Annotated in this window: 23 protein-coding genes; 13 read left to right on the forward strand and 10 right to left on the reverse strand. The window is 65.8% G+C overall.

The window, feature by feature from the left end:
- Both VGN68_RS14400 and VGN68_RS14405 read left to right on the forward strand, forming a co-directional pair.
- Positions 1–1,651 (forward strand): NAD-glutamate dehydrogenase domain-containing protein (locus tag VGN68_RS14400; protein WP_327477475.1); only part of this gene is annotated, 1,651 nt, incomplete at its 5' end.
- A 154-nt stretch (positions 1,652–1,805) separates the two neighbouring features.
- Complete coding sequence (locus VGN68_RS14405; RefSeq protein ID WP_327477476.1) at positions 1,806–2,663, forward strand: hypothetical protein; 858 nt, start codon at positions 1,806–1,808, stop codon at positions 2,661–2,663.
- Here VGN68_RS14405 and VGN68_RS14410 read toward each other — a convergent pair.
- The 8 genes from VGN68_RS14410 to VGN68_RS14445 form a co-directional block, all read right to left on the reverse strand.
- Positions 2,660–2,893, reverse strand: coding sequence for a ribbon-helix-helix domain-containing protein (locus VGN68_RS14410; RefSeq protein ID WP_327477477.1), 234 nt, complete (start codon positions 2,891–2,893; stop codon positions 2,660–2,662). The two genes, VGN68_RS14405 and VGN68_RS14410, sit on opposite strands and share 4 nt — an antisense overlap.
- Before the next feature lie 165 nt (positions 2,894–3,058).
- Complete coding sequence (gene phbB / locus VGN68_RS14415; protein WP_327477478.1) at positions 3,059–3,781, reverse strand: acetoacetyl-CoA reductase; 723 nt, start codon at positions 3,779–3,781, stop codon at positions 3,059–3,061.
- 98 nt (positions 3,782–3,879) lie between these two features.
- Positions 3,880–5,436, reverse strand: coding sequence for a DUF1963 domain-containing protein (locus tag VGN68_RS14420; protein ID WP_327477479.1), 1,557 nt, complete (start codon positions 5,434–5,436; stop codon positions 3,880–3,882).
- Positions 5,437–5,518: 82 nt separating this feature from the next.
- Complete coding sequence (gene hemH / locus VGN68_RS14425; protein WP_327477480.1) at positions 5,519–6,514, reverse strand: ferrochelatase; 996 nt, start codon at positions 6,512–6,514, stop codon at positions 5,519–5,521.
- Between the two features lie 20 nt (positions 6,515–6,534).
- A complete protein-coding gene (locus tag VGN68_RS14430) occupies positions 6,535–8,823 on the reverse strand; it encodes a xanthine dehydrogenase family protein molybdopterin-binding subunit (RefSeq protein ID WP_327477481.1) in 2,289 nt (762 codons plus the stop codon).
- 197 nt (positions 8,824–9,020) lie between these two features.
- Entirely contained in the window at positions 9,021–9,617 is a 597-nt protein-coding gene (locus VGN68_RS14435) for a hypothetical protein (protein WP_327477482.1), read from the reverse strand.
- Positions 9,614–10,036: a CoA-binding protein gene (locus VGN68_RS14440; protein ID WP_327477483.1), complete on the reverse strand. Its 423-nt coding sequence runs from the start codon at positions 10,034–10,036 to the stop codon at positions 9,614–9,616. Before VGN68_RS14440 ends, VGN68_RS14435 begins: the two co-directional genes overlap by 4 nt.
- Before the next feature lie 6 nt (positions 10,037–10,042).
- A complete protein-coding gene (locus VGN68_RS14445) occupies positions 10,043–11,032 on the reverse strand; it encodes an Mrp/NBP35 family ATP-binding protein (protein ID WP_327477484.1) in 990 nt (329 codons plus the stop codon).
- A 91-nt stretch (positions 11,033–11,123) separates the two neighbouring features.
- Between VGN68_RS14445 and VGN68_RS14450 the strand changes: the two genes are divergently transcribed.
- From VGN68_RS14450 to VGN68_RS14480, 7 genes are all read left to right on the forward strand, one after another.
- A complete protein-coding gene (locus VGN68_RS14450; RefSeq protein ID WP_327477485.1) occupies positions 11,124–12,293 on the forward strand; it encodes a protease modulator HflK in 1,170 nt (389 codons plus the stop codon).
- On the forward strand, positions 12,293–13,144 hold the full coding sequence (locus VGN68_RS14455) for a protease modulator HflC (RefSeq protein WP_327477486.1): 852 nt from the start codon (positions 12,293–12,295) through the stop codon (positions 13,142–13,144). The genes VGN68_RS14450 and VGN68_RS14455 overlap by 1 nt, the downstream gene beginning before the upstream one ends.
- 129 nt (positions 13,145–13,273) lie before the next feature.
- Complete coding sequence (locus VGN68_RS14460; protein WP_327477487.1) at positions 13,274–14,767, forward strand: trypsin-like peptidase domain-containing protein; 1,494 nt, start codon at positions 13,274–13,276, stop codon at positions 14,765–14,767.
- 121 nt (positions 14,768–14,888) lie between these two features.
- Positions 14,889–15,257, forward strand: coding sequence for a VOC family protein (locus VGN68_RS14465; protein WP_327477488.1), 369 nt, complete (start codon positions 14,889–14,891; stop codon positions 15,255–15,257).
- 639 nt (positions 15,258–15,896) lie between these two features.
- Positions 15,897–17,492 carry a helicase HerA-like domain-containing protein gene (locus VGN68_RS14470; RefSeq protein WP_414713046.1) on the forward strand — a complete coding sequence of 532 codons (1,596 nt, stop codon included), beginning with the start codon at positions 15,897–15,899 and terminating at the stop codon, positions 17,490–17,492.
- Positions 17,493–17,605: 113 nt separating this feature from the next.
- Entirely contained in the window at positions 17,606–18,052 is a 447-nt protein-coding gene (locus VGN68_RS14475; RefSeq protein ID WP_327477489.1) for a hypothetical protein, read from the forward strand.
- Between the two features lie 59 nt (positions 18,053–18,111).
- Positions 18,112–19,398, forward strand: a complete 1,287-nt coding sequence (locus VGN68_RS14480; RefSeq protein ID WP_327477490.1) for a cytochrome P450 — start codon at positions 18,112–18,114, stop codon at positions 19,396–19,398.
- On the opposite strand, the gene VGN68_RS14485 is transcribed toward VGN68_RS14480, so the two are convergent.
- Positions 19,395–19,805 carry a thioesterase family protein gene (locus VGN68_RS14485; RefSeq protein WP_327477491.1) on the reverse strand — a complete coding sequence of 137 codons (411 nt, stop codon included), beginning with the start codon at positions 19,803–19,805 and terminating at the stop codon, positions 19,395–19,397. The two genes, VGN68_RS14480 and VGN68_RS14485, sit on opposite strands and share 4 nt — an antisense overlap.
- A gap of 45 nt (positions 19,806–19,850) precedes the next feature.
- Positions 19,851–20,321, reverse strand: coding sequence for a preQ(1) synthase (gene queF, locus VGN68_RS14490; protein ID WP_327477492.1), 471 nt, complete (start codon positions 20,319–20,321; stop codon positions 19,851–19,853).
- Between the two features lie 112 nt (positions 20,322–20,433).
- Between queF and VGN68_RS14495 the strand changes: the two genes are divergently transcribed.
- The 4 genes from VGN68_RS14495 (at position 20,434) to VGN68_RS14510 (ending at position 25,103) form a co-directional block, all read left to right on the forward strand.
- A complete protein-coding gene (locus VGN68_RS14495) occupies positions 20,434–21,744 on the forward strand; it encodes a hypothetical protein (protein WP_327477493.1) in 1,311 nt (436 codons plus the stop codon).
- Positions 21,745–21,926: 182 nt separating this feature from the next.
- Positions 21,927–22,769, forward strand: coding sequence for a 3-mercaptopyruvate sulfurtransferase (sseA, locus tag VGN68_RS14500; protein WP_327477494.1), 843 nt, complete (start codon positions 21,927–21,929; stop codon positions 22,767–22,769).
- Between the two features lie 211 nt (positions 22,770–22,980).
- On the forward strand, positions 22,981–24,174 hold the full coding sequence (gene metC, locus VGN68_RS14505) for a cystathionine beta-lyase (RefSeq protein ID WP_327477495.1): 1,194 nt from the start codon (positions 22,981–22,983) through the stop codon (positions 24,172–24,174).
- Positions 24,171–25,103 carry a mechanosensitive ion channel family protein gene (locus tag VGN68_RS14510; protein ID WP_327477496.1) on the forward strand — a complete coding sequence of 311 codons (933 nt, stop codon included), beginning with the start codon at positions 24,171–24,173 and terminating at the stop codon, positions 25,101–25,103. Before metC ends, VGN68_RS14510 begins: the two co-directional genes overlap by 4 nt.
- Positions 25,104–25,117: the final 14 nt, after the last annotated feature.

The raw sequence follows: 25,117 nt of genomic DNA on the forward strand, positions 1-25,117 counted from the left end.
CCCGCGCAGCCAGAAGAGCATCCCGCTCTCCCCCGAGGTGCAGACGCTGCTCGGCCTGTCGGTGTCCGAAATCGACCCCGGCGCGCTGATCTCGGCGATCCTGAAGGCGCCCGCCGACCTGCTCTGGTTCGGCGGCATCGGGACCTATGTGAAGGCGGCGAGCCAGAATAATGCCGAGGTCGGCGATCCCGCCAACGACGCGCTGCGCGTCGATGCCGAAGATCTGCGCGTGAAAGCGGTGGGCGAGGGGGCGAATCTTGGCACCACCCAAGCGGCGCGCATCGCCTTTTCGGCGAAGGGCGGGCGGATCAACACCGACTTCATCGACAACAGCGCCGGGGTCGATTGTTCGGATAACGAGGTCAATATCAAGATCGCGCTCAACCGCGAAATGGCGGAAGGCCGCCTCGCGCAGGACGCGCGCGACGCGCTGCTGGTGCGGATGACCGACGATGTCGCCGAACTGGTGCTCGAAGACAACCGCCTTCAGGCGCTCGCGCTGTCTATCGCCGAAAAGGGCGGCTCGGCGGCGGTCGCCTCCTATGTCCGCTTGATGGAGACATTCGAGGCGTCGGGCCGCCTCGACCGCAAGGTCGAAGGGCTGGCGGCGAACGACGAACTGCTCCGCCGCGCCGCCGAAGGGCGCGGGCTGACCCGCCCCGAACTCGCGGTGCTGCTGTCGACCGCCAAGCTGGCGTTGCAGGAAGCGATCGAAAACAGCAGCCTGCCCGACGATCCGGCGCTCGGCAGCGATCTTGCCGCGGCGTTCCCGTCCGAAATGCAGCGCGATTTTGCGGCAGCGATCGCCGATCATCAGCTGCGCCGCGAAATCATCGCGACCAAGATCGCCAACCGGATCATCAACCGCATGGGCATCGTCCATCCGTTCGAACTGGTCGAGGAAGAAGGCTGCGCGCTCGGCGACATCGCCGCGGCGTTTGTCGCGGTCGAGCGCCTGCTCGACATGCCCGCGATCTGGACCGCGCTGGATGATGCCAAAATCGCCGAAAGCGTGCGTTTGTCGCTGTTTGCGCAAGCGGCGTCGGCGATGACCTCACAAATGGCCGATCTGCTGCGCGTGACGCAGACCTTGTCGCAGGCGGGGCCGGTGGTTGCGCGGCTTGAGCCGGGGGTCGATCGCTTGAACACCAGCGTCGATGGGCTGCTCAGCCCCTCGGTCAAGCGCCAGTGGGACATGCTGACCCAGCAATTGCTCGACGCGGGCGCGCCTGAGGCGCTGACCGCGGCGGTCGTGCGGCTGTTCAAGACCGACGGCGCGATCGGCATCGTCGATCTCGCTGAACGACGCGGCGACGACGAGGTCGCGGTGACCAGCGCCTTCACCCATCTGGGCGAGGCGCTCGGGCTCGACTGGGCGCAGACGCTGGCGGCGCATATGAGCCCCGGCGATCCATGGGAACGCCTGCTGGTCAACAGCCTGGCGCGCGATTTCCAGCAGATGCGGCTGACTTTCCTGGCGGGATTGCCCAAAGGTGACCTTGACGCGGCAGTGACCAAATGGCTCGCCGATCATGCGCCGCGCGTCGAACAGTTCCGCGCCACGGTTGAACGCGCGCGGACCATTCCCAACCCCAACGGCGCGATGCTGTCGCATATCGCCGGGCAGGCGCGCGGGTTGTTGGGGCGGTAACCGACCATCCCCTCCCCTTCAGGGAGGGGCAGTGAGACTTGGCCCGGCTCTTGTCGGGCCTTAGTCGAGCGGGGTGGGGTCCATCGGCCTTGCGCAACCTCGACAGACCCCACCCCAACCCCTCCCCTGAAGGGGAGGGGCTTCAGGAGAGCCCATGCCCTTCCAACCCTGCGTCGCCATCCTGGTCCCGGCGCCCGATTATTACGAAAAATGGCAGCCCGCCTTTGCCCGCAAGGCGGCAGCGCTGACCGGCGCCGGGCTGATCGTCGAGCAGCGCGTGTGGACCGATCCCGGCGACCTGTCGGGTTACGACCTGATCCTGCCGCTCTTCGCTTGGGGCTATCAGCGCGATGTCGCGGCGTGGTACGCGCTGCTCGACCGGCTGGAGGCCGACGCATTGCCAGTCGCCAATCCGGTGCCGGTGCTGCGCTGGAACAGCGACAAGGCGTATCTCGCCGAACTGGCGGCAAAGGGCGTCGCGGTGGTGCCGACGGTCGAGGTGGCGGCGCTGGACGATGCCAGCCTAGCCGATGCGCGGTTGCAACTCGGCGCCGAAGAAGTCGTGGTCAAACCCGCGATTTCGGGCGGCGCCGACGGCACCCACCGCATTGCGGCAGGCGGGGCGATTCCCGCGGACGCACTCGGCCAGCGCCGCCTCGTCCAGCCGCTGATGCCCGGCATTCTGACCGAAGGCGAATTTTCGCTGTTCTTCTTTGCCGGTCAATTCAGCCACGCGATCGTCAAACGGCCGGCCGCGGGCGACTTTCGCGTGCAGGAACAATTCGGCGGCCGCGAGAGGGCGTGGGAGGCGAGTGCCGATGCGCAATCGCTGGCAACCGCGGCCCTGGCCGCCGCACCAGCCCCGCCGGTTTACGCGCGCGTCGACATGGTCGGCGATGCGACGGGGAAGCTCCACATCATGGAACTCGAACTGATCGAACCGTCGCTGTTCCTGCATCACGCGCCCGACAAGGGCGCGGCGTTCGGGACGGCGGTTTACGCCGCGATCTAATCGGCACGCCCTCGCCACAACCACTGCCGGATCGCCGAGGTCAGGTTCGGGGGGTCGTCGGCCGCCATCCGCTCGACATCGATCCGCGCGACGAGCGCATTGACCGGTAGCGCCTGCCGCGCCGCCTCTGCCTCCAGCGCGTCCCAGAACATCGGCTCGAGGCTGATCGAGGTCGGATGGCCGGCGATGGTGACCGAGCGTTTGACGGGAGGGTAGAAGGGCTGGGTCATCGGTCGTGGCTCCAGTGGCGACGGCAAAGCCGCCGCCCGCCGTCAGACGGGTTCGGCGATCTTTTGGGATCGCCGCCCCGCTGGCCGTGCCGGGCCGTGGCTTCGCCACCGGTTGCCAGCTCGCCGTTCGCTCACGCGAACGCCTTCGCTAGCGCCCTCGGCCCGTCAATACATATGCTGCCCGCCGTTGATCGACATCGTCGACCCGGTCACAAACCCGGCATCCTCGCTGCACAGAAACGCCACGCCGCGCGCGATTTCATCGGCCTGGCCCAAACGCCCCACCGGAATCTTGGCGACGATCTTTTCCAGCACCTGCGGCGGCACTGCGGCGACCATATCGGTGTCGATGTAGCCCGGCGCGATCGCGTTGACCGTCACGCCCTTCTTGGCGCCTTCCTGCGCCAGCGCCTTGGTAAAACCGTGGATACCCGATTTGGCGGCGGCATAATTGACCTGACCATATTGGCCCGCCTGGCCGTTGATCGACCCGATGTTGACGATGCGGCCCCAGCCGCGCTCGACCATGCCGCCAAAGGTTGCCTTGGCCATGTTGAAACAGCCGCCCAGGTTGATGCGCATCACGTCGTCCCAATCGGCATAGCTCATCCGGGCGAGGGTTCCGTCGCGGGTGATGCCCGCATTGTTGACGACGATATCGACTGGTCCCACTTCGGCCGCGACGCGGGCGCAGCCCTCAAGGCACGCCTCATGGTCGCCGACATCCCATTTATACGCCTTGATTCCGGTGCGATCGGTGAAGGCCCGCGCCTTTTCGTCATTGCCGCCATAGTTAGCGACGACGGTGACACCCTGTTCCTGCAATTTGAGGCTGATTGCCTCTCCGATGCCCCGGCTGCCGCCGGTGACGATTGCTACGCGTGCCATTTATTCTGCACTCCCACAGAGTTATCGCACGATGATTAGGCTGCCCGCGCGGCCGCCGCAAGTTTACCGGAACGTCAATTGCAAAGCTATTCGACGGGTTAGTTGCTCACCTGCACCCGGAGCTTGGTAAAGTCGCCCACAGCCAGATCGCTCTTGTCGATCGTGACGACCAGATTGTCGCCGTCGCCGAACATACGGCTCATCAACCCGCTCGTCGGCAGTTCGAGCAGCACCGCGTCGCGATCCTCGTCATAATCATGGACGTAGCGGAAGGGTTCATGCCCGATTGCCGCCATTTCGCGCGCGGCCAAGTCGCGCCACCAGGGTTCATAGAAAGCGCGCATCGGCGCCGACAGGCTGTCCGGGTTGGCGCACCAGGCGTGCTTGGCGCGGTCGAACAGGATCGTCTGATAGTCATGGACCCACAGATGGGCGTCGGCGCGGTGCGTTGTCAGCGGCAGGGTGATGGTCTCGTGGACCTCGGCGCCGGTTTCCGGGTCGATGCGATGGACGGTCTTGGCCCAGTGGATGGCGTGCAGCGCGGCCATGACGGCGGTTGCATCGCTGGTCGAAAAGGCTTGCCGGGTCGCGCTTTCGCGGACGATGGCGATGATCTCAGCGGCGCGCACGCGCGCCTCGCGGTTGACTGCGGCGCGCTGTTCCGATGCGACAATGTCTTCGGCGCTTGCCCCGGGCATTGGCACCGTGTTGATCGTCAACCGGTCGAGCCGCGTTTCCAGAATGGCGACCATCGCGGTCATGCTGCCCCAGTCGAAGGGGTGAAAGGCAGGGTCGGCGATGTCGTAGCTGCGGTTATACAGCATCGCGCCGACCTCGTTCGGATCAGCCTCGACCCGCGGATCGGCCTCGCCGGGGCGTACCGCGACCAGATCGACAGGCCATTCGGGAAAGGCGCGCACCGCAAAGGGTTCAAGGTCGCCAAAGCGCAGGCCGCCATGCGGGCCGAACCAACCGTCAGGGTCATCGAGCGCGAGCGGCGGCGGCACCACCACATCGGTATCGCGCAGATGCAGCACCTGCATTTGATAGCCGCGGCGATGGATGAAAAAGGCGAGCGCCCCCTCGCGCGGCCCCAATCCGTCCCACAGCGCGGGCGGCAGACTGGCGCAGTCGATCTGGGCGAGGAAGTCGGCGGGCTCGCCGGCGATCTGCGGCCACGCCATCCCTGCGGGCAGGCGCGGGCGACCGCCGAGCCAGCTGTTGGTTGAAATTGCATCGCGCAGCGGGATTTGCGGTACCAGGCGGAGCGTGACGGCTTCGATCTCGACCTTTTCGATCCGATGCGCTTCGTCTTCGACTTCGGAGGCCAAGGCTTCAAGCGTGGCTTCGACTGCGGCGGCTTCGTCAACAGGGGCGGGGACTTGCCGATAGTCATAGTCGGTCTCGGCCTGCGGCTGGAGCGGCGCCTTGCCGCTGACGCGCGCGAGTCGCGATGCGGAGATTTCGATGGGCTCGACTTCCACCTTCGCCTTTCGCGAAAGCTTGGGCATCCGGCTTTCACCAGCAACGCGCGGCGCGCGCGGCGCGGCGGGAACGGTGCGCGGACGGCGTAGCCACCACACGCCAAAGACGACCGCCACAAAGGCCAGCGTGACCCCGGCCAGCATCAATGCTGCCGATTGGACCTCGTTCATCCCATATCTCCAAATCGCCGCGATCACACCGTTTCGGTGCCGCGTCGGAGCAATCTAGCGCATGGACCTAAACAGTTGGTAACTATAGCCAGCCCGACAGTTCGCGGCGCATCATCGTCTCAAGCATCGCCATCCCGGGCGCTTCGGCATTCAAGCACGGCAGATAGGCAAAGCGCCCGCCGCCCGCGGCCTCAAACTGCTCCTTGCCGCGGATCGCCAGCTCTTCGCGCGTCTCCAGGCAATCGGCGGAAAAGCCGGGGGCAAAGATCGCGACGCTCTGTCCCGCTTTGCCAAACGCTTCGAGCTGGGTGTCGGTCGCGGGTTCGAGCCATTTGGCGCGGCCAAAGCGCGACTGGAACGCGACCTCGATCGGGCGGCCCATCGCTTCCGACAGCAGCCGCGCGGTCTTGCGGCACTGGCAATGATAGGGATCGCCCAGGTGCAGCGTCCGTTCGGGCATCCCGTGAAAGCTGGCGAGCAGCAGGTCGGGGGTGAAGTCGAGCGCCGCCAGCCCCGCCTCGACCGACGTTTTCAGCGCGGCGATATAGGCGGGGTCGTCATGGTAGGGCGGCAGATAGCGCAGCGTCGGTTGCCAGCGCAGCGTTTTGAGATGCCCGCCGACCGCGTCAACCACCGTCGCAGTCGTCGCGGCGCAATACTGTGGATACATCGGCGCGATCAGGATGCGCTGGCACCCGGCCGCGATCAGCGCGTCGATCGCCGGGCCGATCGCGGGTTTGCCGTAACGCATCGCGTAAGCAACCTGCACGCTGTCGCCGAACCGCGATTGCAACGCTTCGCTCTGGGCGCGGGTGATCGCGGCGAGCGGCGAGCCATCTTCGGTCCACACCTGCGCATAGGCGTGCGCCGACTTTTTGGGCCTGGTGGACAGGATGATTCCGCGCAGGATCGGCTGCCACAGGATTTGCGGGATTTCGACGACGCGGCGGTCGGACAGGAACTCGGCCAGATAGCGGCGGACCGATGGCGCATCGGGCGCATCGGGGGTGCCAAGGTTGACGAGCAGCAAGCCGATACGGGGTGCGGCGATGGGCGGATGGTTGGGGGGCAGGGTCATAGGGTTTGTCCGGGAGACCGTCATAGCGACTGCGCCGACAGCGGCAGGCGGCGGATGCGGCGACCAGTCGCGGCGAACATCGCGTTGGCGATTGCGGGCGCGACGACGGGGACGGCAATTTCGCCCAACCCGCCGGGCTCGCGGTCGCTGTCGACAAATTCGACCAATATCTGTGGGGTCTGCGACAGGCGCGGCAGGCCAAGTTGGCCAAGCTTGCGTGCCGCCGCCACGCCGCCTTCATAATCGGTCGTCGCACCCACTGCGGCGGCGAGGCCGAAGATCAACCCGCCCTCGACCTGTTGCCGCGCGACCGCCGGATTGACGAGGCGCCCGGCATCGACGACCGCGACCAATTGTTCGACCTGTAACCCCTTGTCGCTCTGCCGCGCGGTGGCCATCAAAGCGATATGGCTGCCACGCATACTATGGCACGCCAGCCCTTGCGCGGTCCCCGACACCCCGCCTTCCCAACCACCCAGGCTGGTCGCGGTCAGCAGGCAACGCGCCAGCAGCGGCGCGTCACCCAGCATCGCGATGCGATAGGACAAGCCATCGGTCCCGGCGCGCGCCGCCAATTCGTCGATGAAACATTCGGTGAAAAAGGCGGTGTAGCTGTCGGCATTGCCACGCCAGCGTCCGGTCGGCAGCCCGATGTCGGCGGGGCAATGATCGACCGCGTGGTGGGGGATGGCATAGGGGCTTGCCGCGCCCTCGACCGCTGCGGCATCGGCGCTGCCGACCGCGGCGCGCTGCGCCACATCGGCGGGGACATTGTCGAACAGCCGCGCGCGGACCTCGTGATTGGTCGGCGGCACTGCGATCCGCGTCACCAGCGCATCGATGCCCCCCGCGGCATTCAACGTCGCGCTCAGCCGCGCGCGAACCGGCGCGCGGGGTGGGAGGCGCATGATCTCTTCGGCGCGCGACCAGGCGAGCTGGACCGGGCGTTTCACTTGCAACGCGATGATCGCGGCCTGCACCGCCGCACCATGGTCGAGGCAGGCGTCGAACGACCCCCCTGCCATCATTGGGAACAACACGACATCGTTTGGCGACAGTCCGGTGGCGGCGGCAATCGCATCGCGGCACTGCGCAGGCGCCTGTGTCGCCACCCAGACACGCAACCGCGCGCCGTCGGGGGCGGCGGTGGCACTGCGCGTTTCGATGGGCGCGTGCAGCGCGGGGGCGACGGCATATTCGGCCACGACCTTGGTCCTGCCTGTCATCGCTTCGGCGACATCGCCGGTGTGCGATATCCGATAACCGCCGTCCTTCAGCGCCTGTTTCAGCGCCGTGTCGATGCGGGTCGTGGAAATCGGGGTCCCGGCGGTCTCGAACACCGGGGCAAAACGGTCGAGTGCGCGGTTCGCCGCCCACCAATTGCGCGCCACCGTCGCAACCCAGCGCTCATGGGTGACGACATGAAGCAGGCCGGGCGCGGCCATACCCTGCTTGCGATCGATGCTTTTCAGCCGCGTCGCGCCGATCGGCCCCTGCCGGATCGCCGCAAACACCATGTCGGGCAGGCGGATGTCGCCGGCATAATTGGCCGACCCGTCGATCTTGGCGGGCAGGTCGAGCCGCGTCAGTTCCTTGCCATAGAGGGGATCGCCGCTGCTGGCGCGATAGACGGGTTCGGCGGGCGGTTCGAGCAATGCCGCGGCGGCAGCCAGCTCGCCGAAGCGCAGCTTTTTCTTGCCCAGGATGACGAATCCATCCTGCGTGTCGCAATCTTCCCAATCGGCGTCCCAGCGCGCCGCGGCAGCCATCATCAACAGCGCGCGCGCCTGCGCCGCAGCGGCGCGGCACGGTCCCTCGAACATCCGCACCGACGAGCTGTTCGCGGTCAGCATCACCGCGTGGCGCACCGCCCACTCGCGCCGCGCCCAACGGCGCACGTCGGACACGAAAGCGGGAACCCCGGCGCGCGGCGTGAACACCGCGCTGTCTTCGTCGACCAGCAGCGTGTTGGTATAAAGCGGGCTGATCGGCGCGGTTTCGACCGCGATCGTCCGCCAGTCGGCGCCCAGCTCGTCGGCCATGATCTGCGGCAGCAGCGTCGTGACGCCCTGACCCATTTCGCATTGCGGGACGATCGCGCTGATATGTCCGTCGTCGCCGATCTTCAGAAACGCGTTAAAAACATGCTCGTCGGCCGCGGCGGTGACGTTCGGTTGATAATCACGCGGCCACAGGCTCCACGCGATCGCCAGCCCGCCCGCGGCGGTGGCGCCGACCAGCATCTGGCGGCGGCTGACTTGCGGCAGCCGCGATTTGTTTTTCAGAGCCGTGTCGCGAATGCCCACCATCGCCGACGCTGATAAGCGGGGCGAGTCGCGAGGGCAAAGGCTTTTGGTGCGAATGAGATCCTCCCTGTCGCGCAGCGATGGGGAGGGGGACCGTTCGCGAAGCGAATGGTGGAGGGGCTTTGCGACGGCAGCGCTATGGCCCCTCCGTCAGCACTTCGTGTTGCCACCTCCCCATCGCTGCGCGACAGGGAGGATACTCACCAACCCCAGGGCGCGGGCGGTGGTGCCACTGGCTGGCGGAAATCGAACGTCACCCGAAAATCGCGCCCCTCGCGGCTCAGGCCGTAAGTGAAACCATTGGCCGTCGTCTCGACCGACCAGATATTGGTGTTCGACACGCTGCGCCCGGTGCGGGTGAACAGCGCGATCGATTCGGCATCGACCGGGAAGGTCTGGCGGCTTGCGGTCCCGGCGTCGGCGGTGTCGCCGCCATACATCGTCAGCTCGTCCTTGCTGCCGTCCGCATGGCGATGGTCGTGCTTCAGGCGCAGCCCGGTGGCCGTCCGGGTGATGACCCAAGTCCGCGAGCGGTCCCAGCCGCCATCGGGGCCAAGCCCTTCGATGTGGAAGGGGATTTCGATGCGGTCGCTGGTGCAGCTACGGACATGCATCACCATCGCCTTGCCGCGCATATCGGCGTCGGCGTCCTGATTGCTGGCGAGTTTACCGGCATAGGCCGTGCCGCAATGGGCGGTGAGCGCCGCGAAAAAAGCGTCCTGCGGATTGCTGGCGGCGGGGGTCGTCGCGCAGCCGGTCAGCGCGACGGCAGCGGCAAAGGTCAGCGCGGCCTTCATTGCAGTAGCCCCAGCCGCGGAATTTCGATCTTCGGGCAGCGGTCCATCACCACCACGAGCCCCGCCGCATCGGCGCGCTTCGCCGCGGCGTCGTTGATCACGCCCAGCTGCATCCACACGGCCTTGGCGCCATGGACAATCGCCTCATCGACCGCCGACCCGGCGTCGTCGCTGTTACGAAAGATATCGACGATCTCGGCAGGGGGTTCGACATCGGCCAGCGTCGCGACAACCGGGGCGCCGTGGATCGTCGTCCCCGCATGGCCCGGATTGACCGCGATCACATTGTGGCCCTGCGCAACCAGAAAGGCGAGGACGCCGTTCGACGCGCGCGCCGGGTTGGGCGAGGCGCCCACCACCGCGATGCGGCGCTTCTGTCCCAGCAATTCGCGGATTTCGCCTTCGTCGTTGATTGCCATATCGCTTTACCCCTGTTTGCGCGCTTGCAGCCACTCGGCGACTCTCGCCGCTATCGCATGGAACGGCTCGCCCGCCGGGTCGGTTCCGGCGGCGGGCGGGACGCCGCCGTCGCTGGCCAGCCGGATGCCCATCGACAGTGGCACGCGGCCGAGGAAGTCGAGGCCCATCGTCTTCGCCGCCGCTTCGGCGCCGCCGCTGCCGAACGGGTCGCTGACCTCGCCGCAATGCGGACAAACATAGCCTGCCATATTCTCGACCAGCCCGATGACCGGCACGTCGGCCTGTTGGAACAGGCTGATCGCGCGCGTCGCGTCCATGAGCGCCAGGTCCTGCGGGGTCGACACGATCACGGCGCCCGCGGGCTTGTGCTTCTGGATCATCGTCAGCTGGACGTCGCCGGTGCCGGGGGGCAGGTCGACGATCAGCGTGTCGATGTCGCCCCAGCTGGCATCGACCAACTGCTCCAGCGCCTTGCCCGCCATCGGGCCGCGCCAGGCAATCGCCTGACCCGGCACCGCGATCTGCCCGGTCGACAGCATCGGCACACCGTAAGCGTTTGGCACGGGAACCAGTTTCGACCCGCGCGATTCGGGTTTGACGCCTTCGCTGTCCATCAGCCGGGGCTGCGACGGTCCATAGATGTCGGCATCGACCAGCCCGACCTTCACCCCGCGCCGCTGGAGCGCGACCGCGAGGTTGGCGGCGAGGGTCGATTTGCCGACCCCGCCCTTGCCGCTGCCGACCGCGATGATCGTCATCGATTTTTTTTCCGCCGTCATCGCGATGCGGACCTCGCTGACCCCCGCCTCGCCGAGCAGGCCTGCGCGCAATTTGTCTTCGAGCGGTTTGCGATCCTCGACCGCCAGCCCCGACAGATCGAGCACCACCGCCAGCAATCCCGCATCGTCAAGCAAGCGCAACCCCGATGTACGGCCCTCGCTCAGCTCGGCGGCGGCGGCGGTCAGGCGGGCGATATCGGCGCTTTGATCGGTCATGTCCGCGGCAGATAGGCATGCGCGGGTCAAATGCTACCCATTTTCGCGCGCACCCCCTGTTAATCGCGCGCGCCGACCCTATAAAAGCCTTATGAACGACAAAATCGACGGCAACACCGGACGCCGCAGCCCCAGAGGATTGCGGCAATTTTTCGAGGCGATCAGCCTGATGGCCAACAGCCCGTGGGGCAATGGCCCCGGCAAAGGCAGCGGGGACGGTGACGGTTCGGGGGATGGCAAAAAGCCCGGCCCCCGCAACCCGTGGGTGACTCCCGATCCGATCGACATCAATCGCGGCCGCAAACCGCGCGGCCCTTCGGCGCTCGACGAGCTGCTGCGCAAGGGGCGCGGCGGCTTTGGTGGTGGCGGATCGGGCGGCGGCGGCCAGTTCGATCTGGGCGATTCGGCGAAATTCTGGAAATGGGGCGTGCTCGCGGCGGTGGTGCTGTGGGTGATCTTTTCGTCCGTCCACATCGTCCCGCCCGAAAAGGAAGGCGTGGTCACCCGGCTTGGCAGCTATTCGCGCACCGTCGGCCCCGGCGTGAAGCTGACCTGGCCGGCGCCGATCGAACGCGTCCGGCTGGAAGACGTGCGCGCCATCCGCACCATGGCGGTCGGTTCGCCCAATGCGACCGACGAAAATTTCGTGCTGACCCGCGACCAGAGCCTGATCGACCTGGCGTATGAAGTGCGCTGGTCGGTGCGCGATCCCGAGCTGTTCTTTTTCCAGCTGTCCGATCCCGAAGGGACGATCCGCGAGGTCGCCGAAAGTTCGATGCGCGCCACCGTTGCCAATTTCAACCTGACCGATGCCATCGGCCCCGGCCGCGTGGAAATCGAGGCGCAGGTTCAGCAACGGATGCAGGATCTGCTCAACCAATATCGCGCCGGGGTATCGATTCAGGGCATCGCGATCCGCCAGGCCGACCCGCCGAGCCAGGTCGATGAGGCGTTCAAGGAAGTCACCGCGGCGCTGCAGGAACGCGAATCGGCGATAAACCTGTCACGCGCCTATCAGCAGCAGGTGCTGGAACGCGCCCGCGGCGACACCGCGGCGTTCGATCAGATTTACGAACAATATCGACTGGCGCCGGGGGTAACCCGCAAGCGCCTCTATTATGAAACGATGGAGAATGTGTTGTCGAATGTCGACAAGACCGTCGTCGAAGCGCGTGGGGTAACCCCCTATCTGCCGCTGAACGAGGTCCAGAAACGCCTGCCGCCCACCCCGCCCGCCGCGGCGACGAAAGGAGGCGAATGATGTTGAATTCGCTGACCCAGAACCCCGTGCGCTTGCTCGTCGGCATCGTCGCGCTGCTCGTCATCCTGTCGCAATCATTGGCGATCGTTCCCGAAGACAGGCAGGCGCTGATCCTGCGCTTCGGTGAAATCGAGCGTACGGTGAACCGTTACAAGCCGAACGAAGAGTTTGGCAGTTCGGGCGCCGGGCTGGTGCTGCGCGTCCCGTTCACCGACAATATCCAATATATCGACAAGCGGATCATGGGCGTGAACATGGAGCGCCAGCAGGTCCTGTCGACCGACCAGCAGCGGTTGCAGGTCGATGCCTTTGCGCGCTTCCGCATCACCAATCCGGTGCGGATGTATACTGCGATCCGAACCGAGGAGCGGCTCCAGCAACAGCTGGCGACGATCCTGGGCTCGTCGCTGCGCAACGAGCTGGGCAAGCGCACCTTTGCCACCCTGCTGTCGCCCGAACGCGGCGCGGTGATGGACAATATCCAGATCGCGCTGAACCGCGAGGCCAACAAATATGGCGCCGAGGTCATCGACGTGCGGATCAAGCGCGCCGACCTGCCCGAAGGCGCGACGCTCGAGGCGGCGTACAACCGGATGCGCACCGCGCGCCAGCAGGAAGCGACCGCAATCCGCGCCGAGGGGCAAAAGGAAGCGCAGATCATCCGCGGTAACGCCGATGGTGAAGCCGCGCGCATCTATGCCGCCAGCTTTGGCAAGGATCCCGAATTTTACGATTTCTATCGCGCCATGCAAAGCTATCGCCAGACCTTCCTGGGCGAGAACAACCAGGGCGGAACGTCGATCATCATGTCGCCCGACAATGAATATCTGAAGCGTTTCAGCGGCGGTTGATGCGGACGGGCGCGCCGGTGAATGGAACCGAAAGCGCCCGTTCATGTTCAATTGGCGTTCAGCCGCTGCGCCGCAGACCGCCGCAGCCGGGGTTAGTGAATTTTTCGGATGAGAAGAGGATTACCGATCGTGCGTTATGTTTATGGCATCACTTCGGCCTTGCTGGCGGGTGGCACCGCGCTGGCGCTGGTCACCCAATCCCCCGTCGGCGCGCAGGTCGCGCAGAATGAGGGCAGCGAAATCGCCAAGGTCGTGCCGCGTTCGGGCGCGCCCGAAAGCTTCGCCGATCTGGTCGAACAATTGCAGCCCGCGGTGGTCAATATCTCGACCAGGCAGAATGTCACGCTGGGCGTCCGGCTTAATCCCTTTGCCGGGACGCGCGAGCCGATCACCCAGGAACAGCAGGGCGGCGGATCGGGCTTCCTGATCTCCGCCGACGGCTATATCGTCACCAACAACCATGTGATTTCGGGCGGACCGCGCGGCGAGGCGGTCAATCAGGTCACGGTGACGCTGACCAATCAGAAGGAATATCGCGCGACGATCGTCGGCCGCGACGCCGCGTCCGATCTGGCGCTGCTCAAGATCGATGCGACCGGCCTGCCGTTCGTGAAATTCGCCGACAGCCGCACCGCGCGCGTCGGTGACTGGGTCGTCGCCATCGGCAACCCGCTCGGCCTTGGCTCGACGGTGACGGCGGGCATCATCTCGGCATTGCAGCGCAACATCGGGCAGGGCGGCGCTTATGACCGCTATATCCAGACCGATACCGCGATCAACCGCGGCAACTCGGGCGGGCCCTTGTTCGATTTGCAGGGCAATGTCGTCGGCATCAACAATATGCTGATCTCGCCCGTCGGCGCCAATATCGGCGTCAACTTCGCGATCCCAGCCGATGCGGCGATCCCGGTGATCAACGCGCTGCGCGCGGGCGAAAAGGTTCAGCGCGGCTATCTCGGTATCGGCATCGCGCCGGTCGACGAGGATCTGGCCGCGGCGCTGGGCCTGCCCAAGGACCGCGGCGAGTTCATCCAGCGCGTCGAGCCTGACCAGGCGGGCGAAAAGGCCGGCCTGAAGCGCGGCGACGTGGTGACCAAGGTCAATGGCCGCGACGTCACGCCGCAGCAGACCTTGTCCTATATCGTGTCGAACACCAAACCCGGCACGCGCATCCCGCTCGAGATTATTCGCGACGGCAAGCCGATGACCCTCAACGTCCTCGTCGGCACCCGTCCGCCCGAGGAAGAACTGGCCGGCAACACCTTCGATCCCGAAGCGGAGCAGACCGAGCCCGAGGATGCGACCGGCGCCGCCGACAAGGCGATCCAGGACGAACTCGGCCTGGCGGTGCAGGTCGTCACCCCGGACATCGCGCGCGCGGTCGGGGTCGATGCCAATACCAAGGGTCTGGTGATCGGCGCCGCGTCGGCGAACAGCGACGCGGGCCGCAAGGGTCTGCGCCGCGGCGACGTGATCCTCAGCGCCAACCGGGTGCCGGTAACGAGCAGTGAGGCACTGGCCAAGGCGGTGGCCGATGCCAAGCGCGCTGGCCGTGATGCGGTGCTGCTTGAAATCCTGCGCCGCGGTAATCCGTCGGCCTTCATCGCGGTGCGGCTGAAATAAATCCCGGCATCATTGCCTATGGAAAGGGCGCCGCGACCATCAGGTCCGGCGCCCTTTTTATTTGCGCGTCGCCATCGATGTTCTTATTATGTTCTAACACTACCGAGTCGGGAGAAGAATCATGATTGGCTATGTGACCCTGGGGACGAACGACCTTGCGAAAGCGGCGATCTTTTACGACGCAATTGCCGCCGAACTCGACACGCCGCGGATGATGGAATTCGACGGCTTTATCGCGTGGGGCAAGCCGGGCGGTGCGGCGGGGATCGGGCTGACCAAGCCGTTCGACGGCAATGCCGCGAGCGTCGGCAATGGCGTGATGGTGGCGCTGGAAGCGAAAGACAAGGAACAGGTCCAGCGCCTCTACGACATCGCGCTCGCCAACGGCGGCACCTGCGAAGGTCCGCCGGGACCGCGCGGCGAGGGGTTTTACGCGGGTTATTTTCGCGATCCGGATGGCAACAAGCTCAACGCCTTCATCATGGGGTGATGGATTGGCGCGGTGATTGCTTTGGGGTGGGAAGCGACCCTCATGCTCCCCGGCGAAAGCCGGGGCCCAGGGCGTCATCACGCAAGGCTGGCCCTCTCCCACTCTGGACCCCGGCTTTCGCCGGGCAACGGCAGCGATAGATCGATTCCAGACCTTCGTCACCTCGGACTCGTTCCGGGGTCCATGCGGCGCCGCGGTTATGGATCCCGGATCAAGTCCGGGATGACGATGATGGCTAAATCCTCCCCATCGCTGCGCGACAGGGAGGAGTAATGACGGACGTCAGTCATTGGCCGCCCCCTCAGGCATTATCAAAAACGCCTTTCCTAAACTATTCCGGCATGATCTACGATCTCGGATGACACGGCCGCTTCCTCCCACATGCGTCTCCCGGAAGGCCATTACGCGCTGTTATGTTAAAGCGACAAAGGCGACAGTGGCGGCGGACACATCCGTATCTTTTGTCGCCTTTGGGCGTCGGCCCCGCTGCCATTCGTTGCGATTTGCGAGTGAAGTTGCGCAGTTTTCCGCCGTTCTTTCCCCGACCGGCCACCGCCGCCGCATTCGGGTTTGCCGATTGCCTGTCTCGCCCTGCCACTCTAGATCGATGGAGAGGGGCCCAAGTGGAGGAAAAGCACAGTGACTGACGGCAGCACGGCAAGCGAAATCTATATCGGCCTCGGCGGCGGTGGCGCGGCCGACGGCCCGCGCCAATCGCTGGTGCTCAAGCGCGCCAACCGTCACGGGCTGATCGCGGGCGCGACCGGCACCGGCAAGACGGTGACGTTGCAGGGCCTGGCTGAGGGCTTTTCGGCCGTCGGCGTCCCGGTGTTCGTTGCCGACGTCAAGGGCGACCTTGCGGGCATGGCGATGGCCGGCAGCCCGATGTCGAAGATGCACGAGATTTTCGGCGCTCGGGCCACCGAGATTGGCGATACGACATGGGCCTATCGCGACAATCCCGTCATCTTCTGGGATTTGTTCGGCGAACAGGGCCATCCGATCCGCACCACCATTTCCGAAATGGGGCCGCTGCTGCTCGCGCGGTTGATGGGGCTCAACGAAGTGCAGGAGGGCGTGCTCGCAATTGCCTTCCGCGTCGCCGACGAACAGAATCTGCTGCTGCTCGACCTGGGCGATTTGCAGGCAATGCTGGTGTGGTGCGCGGAGAATGCCGACGAACTGACGACCAAATATGGCAATGTGTCGAAAGCGACCGTGGGTACGATCCAGCGGCAATTGCTGACGCTGGAAAGCCAGGGCGGCGCGCATTTCTTTGGCGAGCCCGCGCTCGATATCCACGACATGATCCGCTGCGACGACAATGGCCGCGGCTATGTCAACATCCTCGCCGCCGACAAGCTGATGGCGAGCCCCAAGCTCTATGCGACCTTCCTGCTCTGGCTGCTGTCGGAAATGTTCGAAACGCTGCCCGAGATCGGCGACCCCGACAAACCCAAGCTCGTCTTCTTTTTTGACGAGGCGCATCTGCTGTTCGACGACGCGCCGCCCGCGCTGACCGAAAAAATCGAACAGGTCGTGCGCCTGATCCGCTCGAAGGGGGTCGGGGTCTATTTCGTGACGCAGAACCCGATCGACATTCCCGAGGATGTCGCCGGCCAGCTTGGCAACCGCGTCCAGCATGCGCTGCGCGCTTTCACCCCGCGCGACCAGAAAGCCGTCAAGGCGGCGGCCGAGACCTTTCGCCCCAATCCCAAGGTCGATGTCGCGCGCGAGATCACCGAGCTCAAGGTCGGCGAGGCACTGGTGTCGCTGCTGATGCCCGACGGTGCGCCGTCGCCGGTCGAACGCACGCTGATCAAGCCGCCCTGCTCGCGCGCCGGACCGCTCGACGCCAAGGAACGCGCGATCATCAAGTCGATCTCGCCGGTCGAGGGCAAATATGACACGCTCGTCGATCGCGAAAGCGCCGAGGAACTGCTCGCGATGAAAGCCGAACAGGCGCAGGCCGCGGCGATCGAAGCCAAGGCGCAGGCGGAAGCCGACAAGCAGGCAGCCATCGCGGCCAAGGAAGCGGCGAAGGTGAAAGCCGCCGAAGAGCGCGAGCGGCTGCGGCTGGAAAAGGCCGCGGCGCGCGAAGCCGCCAAGCCGTCGATGACCGAAAAAATGGTACAATCGGCGGCGCGATCGGCGGCGACGAGCATCGGGCGGCAGGTCGCGGGCAAATTCGGCGGCCAGCTGATGCGCGGGATATTAGGCAGTTTGTTCAAGTGACGTGTGACCCCCTCGCTTCCGTCATCCCGGCGAAGGCCGGGATCTCAACGATGCCATCTGACGCACCGGCGAGATCCCGGCCTTCGCCGGGATGACGAACAGGGGTGTTGACGGTGGATCGCGATGCCGCGTTGATGGAGGCGAGCCTGATCGCCGTCGCCGACGCAGGCATCGACATCCGCCACGCGCTGTTCGAGCGCTTCTTCGCCGCCTATCCCGACCGCCGCGCCAGCTTCATTTCGGTCGATGCCGCCTCGCGGCGGATGACCGACGAAACGCTCCAGATGATGTTCGGGTTGGCCGGGGGCGAGGACTGGGTGTGGCCGCTCGTCGCCGAACTGGTGTTCACCCACCGCAGTTACGGCGCGTTACCGATCGCCGAATATGATGCCTTCATCGACATGACGGTCGCGGAATTGGGCTTGGCAGCGGGGCCAGCGTGGAGTGTGCCAGTCGCCGCGGCATGGCAGCGACAAGCCGACGCGTTGAAAGCGATGATCCGCAAGGCGCGCGCCGAATGGGCCAGCGCGATGCCCGCAGGCGCGCCGCAGATCGCTTGACGACCGGCCGGCGCCTAAATGCTCGACTCCAACGCCGAATCGCGGCAGCATCGGCCCACATGACAAAACCGATATTGCCTGGAGAGGTAGCCGCCGCCGTCGTCGACCCCGTCGCTTACGGCCAATGGGATCCGCTGCACGAGCAGCTGACATGGGCGCGCGCCAATGCGCCGCTGGCGGTGGCCGAGAATCACGATCACGACCCGTTCTGGCTCGTCACTCGCCACGCCGACATCATGGCGATCAGCCGCGATCCGCAGCGTTTCGCCAACGGCATCCGCCCGACGGTGCTGACCAACCGCGACGGCGAGGCGCTGGCGCGCGCCGCGACCCCGAACAATGACGGCCATCTGATCCGCTCGCTGGTTCAGATGGACGCGCCGGATCATATGAAATACCGGCTGCTGACCCAGAGCTGGTTCATGCCCAAGAACCTTAAGATCGTCGAAGATCGCATCCGCCAGATCGCGCGCGAGACGGTCGATCAGATGCTGGCGCAGGGCGGGGAATGCGACTTCGCCCGCGACGTCGCGGCGCATTATCCGCTGCGCGTCATCATGGATATCTTGGGGGTGCCGCCCGAGGATGAACCGCGGATGCTGATGCTGACGCAGCAATTATTCGGCCCGACCGATCCCGAACTCAACCGCAGCCGCGAAGCGATCACCAGCGCCGAACAGGCGATCGCGATGCTGAATTATGTCATCGCCGATTTCGAGCAGTATTTCGCGGCGCTGACCGCCGAGCGCCGCGCCCGTCCGCGTGAGGATATCGCGACAGTGATCGCCAATGCCACGATCAATGGCGAGCAGATCCCCGACCGCGAAATGTCGGGCTATTACATGATCGTGGCGACCGCGGGGCACGACACGACGAGCGCCTCGACCGCGGGCGCGATCATGGAGCTCGCGAAAAATCCGGCGCTGTTCGACCGCTTCCGCGACGCGGCGACCGACAAGGCCGGACTGATCGAGGAAGCGATCCGTTGGACCACCCCGGTCCAGCATTTCATGCGCAGCGCGAAAGAAGATGTCGAGATTGGGGGGCAGACGATCCGCGCCGGCGACTGGTTGATGCTGAATTATGTGTCCGCCAACCGCGATGAGGCTGTCTTCGCCGACCCGTTTACGTTCGACCCCGACCGCGAGACGAACCCGCAGATTGCGTTCGGCTTCGGCGCGCACGTGTGCCTCGGCCAGCATCTGGCGCGGATGGAAATGCGGATCCTGATGGAGGAACTGCTGCCGCGAATCAAAAGCCTGGAGCTGGCGGGCGAACCGGCGCGGGTGGAGTCGGTGTTTGTCGGCGGATTGAAGCGGCTCCCGATCCGGTTTGCGGCGGCCTAAACCTTCTCACCCGGGAAAAACCGCGCGATCACGTCGCTCGCCAGTCGCGCCGGGCGCAGCGTTTCGGCGTCGATGCAGCACCAGCTCGACTTGACCTCGGCCAGCACATCCTCGCCGCGCTTGATGATCGTTTCGTAGAAGGCGCGGGCGCCTTGGACCTTTTCGAGGATCACGGTCGCGATGACCTCATCGTCGAGGAAGGCGGGGCGGCGGTAGGTGATCTCGTGCTTCAGCGCGACCCACAGATGCTGGGCCACCGCCTCGGGCGGCGCGATGTGGCGCCAGTGCGACAGCACCGCATCCTGCACCCAGCTCAGATAATGGGCATTGTTGACGTGGCCCATGAAATCGATCTGGTCGGCGCCGACGGCGATGGGGTGGTCGTGCGGGAGTGATGCTGCGGTCATATCGCTGACACTAGTGTCAACAAAATGTGACGGAAAGATGAAATCTCACCCGCGTCCACGATAGGGCGCGACGCCTTGATCGGGCAACCACAGGCCTGCGGGCGGTGCGCTCGATTGCCAGAACACATCAATCGGAATGCCGCCGCGCGGATACCAGTAGCCGCCGATGCGCAGCCATTGCGGCTGCATCTCGTCGAACAACCGGCGGCCGATGCCGACGGTGCAATCCTCGTGAAAGCCCGCATGATTGCGGAACGAACCGAGAAACAGCTTCAAACTCTTCGATTCGACGATTGTCTCGCCCGGCGCATAGTCGATCACCAGATGCGCGAAATCGGGCTGGCCGGTGACGGGGCAGAGCGAGGTGAATTCGGGCGCGGCAAAGCGCACCAGATACAATTCGCCGATGCGCGGATTGGGGACATAGTCGAGGACCGCGGCTTCTGGCGCGGCAGGAAGGTCGCTCGACTGGCCAAGATGTTTGGGCGCGAGCGGCGGATGGCTGGAATCACTCATGGAAACCGTCTAGGGCGCAGCGCGGCCTTTGTCACCGATACGATAGTGGCCGAGTTCAGCGCCAATTCAGCAGCGCCGACCACAATGAGCACTTCGGGATCGCAGAAGCATAATGACGCACAGGAATTTCCGGTACAGCAACAGCGCGACGCGATGGCCGCGCCTTGCGCTGATCCTCGCGCTGTCGGGCGCCGCGCCAGTGCAGGCGCAGGATACCGAAACGCCAACGCCCGCTCCGTCGTCGATCTTTCGCCTGCCCCCCGCCGATGAGGGCCGCGCCCCGGGGGTCCAGGGACCGTCGGACAACGGCCTGCCGCCGGTTGCGCCCAACGAACGGCGCGGTGTGCAGCCGCCGACCCCGACCCCGACTCCCACGCCAACGCCGCCGCGGGTGACATCGACGCAACCGCTGCCGACCGCGACACCCACGCCAGCCCCGGCGCGTCGTGAAGCACCGACTACCGCCGCGCCGCGTCCGGCGTCCGCCGCCACCGAAGCGGCGCCTGATCCAGCGGCGCCGTCCGGGCCCGCGCTGTCGGCGCAAGAGTCGGCACCCCCGGCCCTTGCGGCGCCGGTCGCTGCGCCCGCGCCCGACCGGGATATCGCGCCGCCGGCCATCCCTTCGACCGATGCCCCCGCCGGAACGCCGCTTTGGGCCTGGGCGCTCGCGGTGCTCGCCGCGCTCGGCGCCGGGCTGTGGTATTGGCGCCGCCGTCCGGCGCTGACCGGTCCTGCCGACGATGCCGCGCGCGCCCCGCCGCGTCCTCCCGCATCGCCACCAGCGCCGCGCGCGGCTACGCCGCCCGCGCCGCGCAATGGGCCTGCGCCTGGGCCTGCCCCAACGCCCGCGCTGCCGGTTGCGGCGCCGCGCGCCGGATCGCCGCTGGTGACCCGCGCTGCGGGTGAGCAACGGGCCAGGATCGGCATGGCCCTCGATATCCGCAGCATCCGCTTTGCCGCCGATCATGTCGCGGTTGGCTTTACACTCCACTTGCAGAATCAGGGTATGCTGCCCGCCACCGGCCTGATGATCCGCTTGGCACTCGGTCAGGGGTCGGCAATGCCTGAGGCGGTGCTGGGCCGCTTTTTTGACGGCGCCGGCGGCAGCGTGCTGCGCGACGACATGGAACTTGGTGTCGGCGCTGGAGACGCGCTTTCAACGGAAGTCATGCTGCCGCGCACCGCGATCGAACCGCTGATGATCGGCGGCAAGCCCATGTTGGTGCCGGTGATGGCGCTTGATGTGACCTATCATTGGGACGGCGAGGGCGAGGCGTTTGGCCAGAACGCCGGAAGTTTTGTGCTCGGCCGCCAGCAAGGCACGGGTCCTCATGACAAGCTGGCGCCATTGCCGCTCGACCGCGCCGTCTATCAGGTCGATCGCCCTGGTGCGCGCGCCACTGCAATCCAACGCACTCAATAGAATCGTTCGGGCCCGTCCGAAGCGCTGAATTCTCGTTGCGGCGCAGCATTGGCTGAGGCACAGCGCCACCGTGCTTGAAAAACAGCACGGCGGGGCATAGGCTTGTCCTCCCCGGAAAGAAGCGCGCAGGATGACCGGCGAAGGGACAACAAGGTTCCGATCGGTCGCAACAGGAGCATGACATGGACGCCTTGGTCTCAACCGACTGGCTGGAACGCGAACTGGGGGCGTCGGACCTGCGGGTCGTGGACGCGACGAAATTCATGGGCGATTCGGGACGCGATGCCCGCGCCGAATATGAAGCGGGCCATATCCCGGGCGCGGTGTTCATGGACTTGGCCGAACTGACCGACCCGTCGAGCGATATCGACAATATGGCGCCGCAGGCCGAAAAATTCGCAAGCCGCATGCAGTCGCTGGGCTTGGGCGATGGCAGCCGTATCGTGCTGTACGACGACAGCCCGCTGAAAAGCGCGGCGCGCGCCTGGTGGCTGCTCAAATTGTTCGGCGCGCACGACGTCGCACTGCTCGACGGCGGGCTGGCGAAGTGGAAGGCCGAGGGCCGCGCGCTTGAAATGGGCAAGCAGACCCTGCGCCACCGTCACTTCACCGTGTGGCGCGATGCCAAGGCGGTGCGGACCAAGGACCAGATGCTCGCCAACCTCGACAGCGGCGCCGAACAGGTCGTCGATGCGCGCCCCGCGGCACGCTTCACCGGCGAGGAACGCGATCCGCGTCCGGGTCTGGCGCCCGGCCATATTCCCAATTCGCGCAGCCTGCCGCACAGCGCGCTGTTCAACGCCGATGGCACCTGGAAACAGGGCGATGATCTGAAGGCCGCCTTCGACGCCGCCGGGATCGACCTCGACAAGCCGCTCGTCACTACCTGCGGCAGCGGCATGACCGCAACCGTCGTGGCCTTTGGCGCGCATCTGCTGGGCAAGGACGATGTCGCGGTTTACGACGGCAGCTGGACCGAATGGGGCGCCGACCCGGCAACCCCGAAGGCAACCGGCGCGGCTTGAAGCGGGTATCGTGAGGCGCGGGCGATCAATCGATGCCCGCGCGTAGCGTTATTTTGACTCACACAAAGACACAAAGATGGCAGTTCTCGCGCCCACGGTGCGCGCACGAACTGCCCTCTTTGTGTCTTTGTGTGAGATAATTTGGTTCCGCTACGCGGGAGGGACAAAGCCCACCTCTGGATTTTACCCTGCGTGTCGTTAACAGGGGGGGATGAGCAAAAGCGACGACGAGAGCCTCCGCCCCGCCACCAAGCTGGTGCAGGGCGGGCGGCGGCCCGAGTGGACGGGCGATCCGCGGCTGGGCGGCAGCGTCGTCAACCCGCCGGTGTGGCGCGCCTCGACGATCCTGTACGACAATATCGCCGACCTCGACGCGCGCGGCCATGCGACGCACGACAAGCTGTATTACGGCCGTCGCGGCACCCCGACGGTGTGGGCGCTCGCCGACGCGCTGACCGGCATGGAGCCTGGGGCGGCGGGGACTTTGCTCTATCCCTCCGGCGTTGCGGCCAATTCGGCGGGGCTGCTCGCGCTGCTGGCGCCCGGCGATCATCTGTTGATGGTCGACAGCGCGTATGAGCCGACGCGCACCTTTTGCGACGGGCTGCTGGCGCGCTATGGCGTGGCGACCACCTATTATGATCCGCTCGTCGGGGCCGATATTGCCGACCTGATCCGGCCGGAAACGCGGCTGATCTTCCTCGAATCGCCGGGCAGCCTGACCTTTGAGGTGCAGGACATTCCTGCGATTACGGCGGTGGCGCGCGAGCGCGGGGTGCTGACGATGCTCGACAACACGTGGGCGACGCCCTTGCTGTTCCCCGCGCTCGCGCATGGCGTCGACGTGACGATGATGAGCCTGACCAAATATGTCGGCGGCCACAGCGACGCGATGATGGGATCGCTGACCGCGACCAAAGCGGTGTGGCCGCGGCTGCGCAGCGCGGCGTATCAGCTGGGGCAGGCGGTGTCGCCCGACGATTGCGCGCTGATGCTGCGCGGCCTGCGCACGCTCGACGTGCGCATGGCGCGGCACAGCGTAAATGGTCTGGTGGTCGCCGACTGGCTCGCGGCGCGGGCTGATGTGGGCCGCGTTCTCCATCCGGCGCTGCCCGGCGATCCCGGCCATGCGATCTGGGTGCGCGATTTTGGCGGAACCAGCGGGCTGTTCGGCTTTACCCTGAAAGGCGCCGACGCGGCGGGCCGCGCGCGCTTTATCGACGCACTGTCATTGTTCGGTATCGGGTTCAGCTGGGGCGGTTATGAAAGTCTGGTCGTCCCCGGCAATCCCATCCGAACCGCGACCGAATGGGCTGACCCCGACCCGCTTATCCGCCTGTCGATCGGACTCGAAGATCCCGCCGACCTGATCGCCGACCTGACCCGCGGATTCGCCGCACTATGAGTGCCGCGGCCAATCTGCGCGAGGGGTTCGACGGGATGGTTGTCGCGATGAAGGCGATCGGGCTCGACGTCGGCGCTTACCGCCTGTCGCTGTACAGCCTGTTTTCGACGGTCGTTGTTGCTGTCCTGTTGTATTTGGCGGTCAAAATTGTACTGCGCGCGACCAAATGGCTGCTCCGCCGCAACACCCATATCGACCAGACCCAGCGTTTGCTGACCGAAAAGCTGATCGCGATCGCGCTGTTCGTCTTTGCTATGCTGTTCGGTATCGACCTGCTCGGCATCGACCTGACCGCGCTGGCGGTATTTTCGGGCGCCGCGGGCCTCGCGATCGGTTTCGGATTGCAGAAAACCGTCGGCAACCTGATCGCGGGGATCATCCTGTTGATGGACCGGTCGATCAAGCCCGGCGACGTGCTCGTCGTCGGTGATGGCAGCAGCATGGGCGGATCGACGCTGCCCGGCGGGATGCCCAATGTGGGCCGCGTCGCCAAGATCGGGGTGCGCGCCGTCAATGTCGTCACCCGCGACGGCAAGAAGCATCTGATCCCGAACGAGCTGCTGATGACGCAGGCGGTCGAAAACTGGAGCTATGCCAGCCCCGAAGTGCGGGTGCGGATGCGAATTCCAGTGCCTTATGACGCCGATCTGCGGCAGGCGCAGCGGCTGATCATTGAGACGGCGAAGGCGAACCCGCGCATCTTGGACGAACCCGAACCGGCGGTGTGGATCACGGCGTTCGGCGAACGCGCCGTCGAGCATGAACTGCGCATCTGGATTTCGGACCCCGAGGCGGGGCTGGGCAATATCCAGGGCGAGGTGTTTCTCGGCATCTGGGACCGGTTCCAAGAGGCGGGGATCCGGATTCCCTATCCGCGGACCGATGTGCGGATGTTGCCCGTGGCAGACAAGCCGGACAGCGAATTATAGTTTTTCCCCGCGAA

The organism is Sphingopyxis sp. (assembly GCF_035998965.1).
GTDB lineage: Bacteria > Pseudomonadota > Alphaproteobacteria > Sphingomonadales > Sphingomonadaceae > Sphingopyxis.

Coding starts and splice junctions, on each gene's coding strand:
- VGN68_RS14435 (WP_327477482.1), bottom strand. CDS start 9,617: ATGAAGGCCGCGCTGACCTTTGCCGCTGCCGTCGCGCTGACCGGCTGC.
- VGN68_RS14420 (WP_327477479.1), bottom strand. CDS start 5,436: ATGAACGAGGTCCAATCGGCAGCATTGATGCTGGCCGGGGTCACGCTG.
- VGN68_RS14480 (WP_327477490.1), top strand. CDS start 18,112: ATGACAAAACCGATATTGCCTGGAGAGGTAGCCGCCGCCGTCGTCGAC.
- VGN68_RS14430 (WP_327477481.1), bottom strand. CDS start 8,823: ATGGTGGGCATTCGCGACACGGCTCTGAAAAACAAATCGCGGCTGCCG.
- queF (WP_327477492.1), bottom strand. CDS start 20,321: ATGAGTGATTCCAGCCATCCGCCGCTCGCGCCCAAACATCTTGGCCAG.
- VGN68_RS14405 (WP_327477476.1), top strand. CDS start 1,806: ATGCCCTTCCAACCCTGCGTCGCCATCCTGGTCCCGGCGCCCGATTAT.
- VGN68_RS14485 (WP_327477491.1), bottom strand. CDS start 19,805: ATGACCGCAGCATCACTCCCGCACGACCACCCCATCGCCGTCGGCGCC.
- VGN68_RS14495 (WP_327477493.1), top strand. CDS start 20,434: ATGACGCACAGGAATTTCCGGTACAGCAACAGCGCGACGCGATGGCCG.
- metC (WP_327477495.1), top strand. CDS start 22,981: ATGAGCAAAAGCGACGACGAGAGCCTCCGCCCCGCCACCAAGCTGGTG.
- hemH (WP_327477480.1), bottom strand. CDS start 6,514: ATGACCCTGCCCCCCAACCATCCGCCCATCGCCGCACCCCGTATCGGC.
- VGN68_RS14465 (WP_327477488.1), top strand. CDS start 14,889: ATGATTGGCTATGTGACCCTGGGGACGAACGACCTTGCGAAAGCGGCG.
- sseA (WP_327477494.1), top strand. CDS start 21,927: ATGGACGCCTTGGTCTCAACCGACTGGCTGGAACGCGAACTGGGGGCG.
- VGN68_RS14450 (WP_327477485.1), top strand. CDS start 11,124: ATGAACGACAAAATCGACGGCAACACCGGACGCCGCAGCCCCAGAGGA.
- VGN68_RS14455 (WP_327477486.1), top strand. CDS start 12,293: ATGTTGAATTCGCTGACCCAGAACCCCGTGCGCTTGCTCGTCGGCATC.
- VGN68_RS14510 (WP_327477496.1), top strand. CDS start 24,171: ATGAGTGCCGCGGCCAATCTGCGCGAGGGGTTCGACGGGATGGTTGTC.
- VGN68_RS14410 (WP_327477477.1), bottom strand. CDS start 2,893: ATGACCCAGCCCTTCTACCCTCCCGTCAAACGCTCGGTCACCATCGCC.
- VGN68_RS14445 (WP_327477484.1), bottom strand. CDS start 11,032: ATGACCGATCAAAGCGCCGATATCGCCCGCCTGACCGCCGCCGCCGCC.
- VGN68_RS14440 (WP_327477483.1), bottom strand. CDS start 10,036: ATGGCAATCAACGACGAAGGCGAAATCCGCGAATTGCTGGGACAGAAG.
- phbB (WP_327477478.1), bottom strand. CDS start 3,781: ATGGCACGCGTAGCAATCGTCACCGGCGGCAGCCGGGGCATCGGAGAG.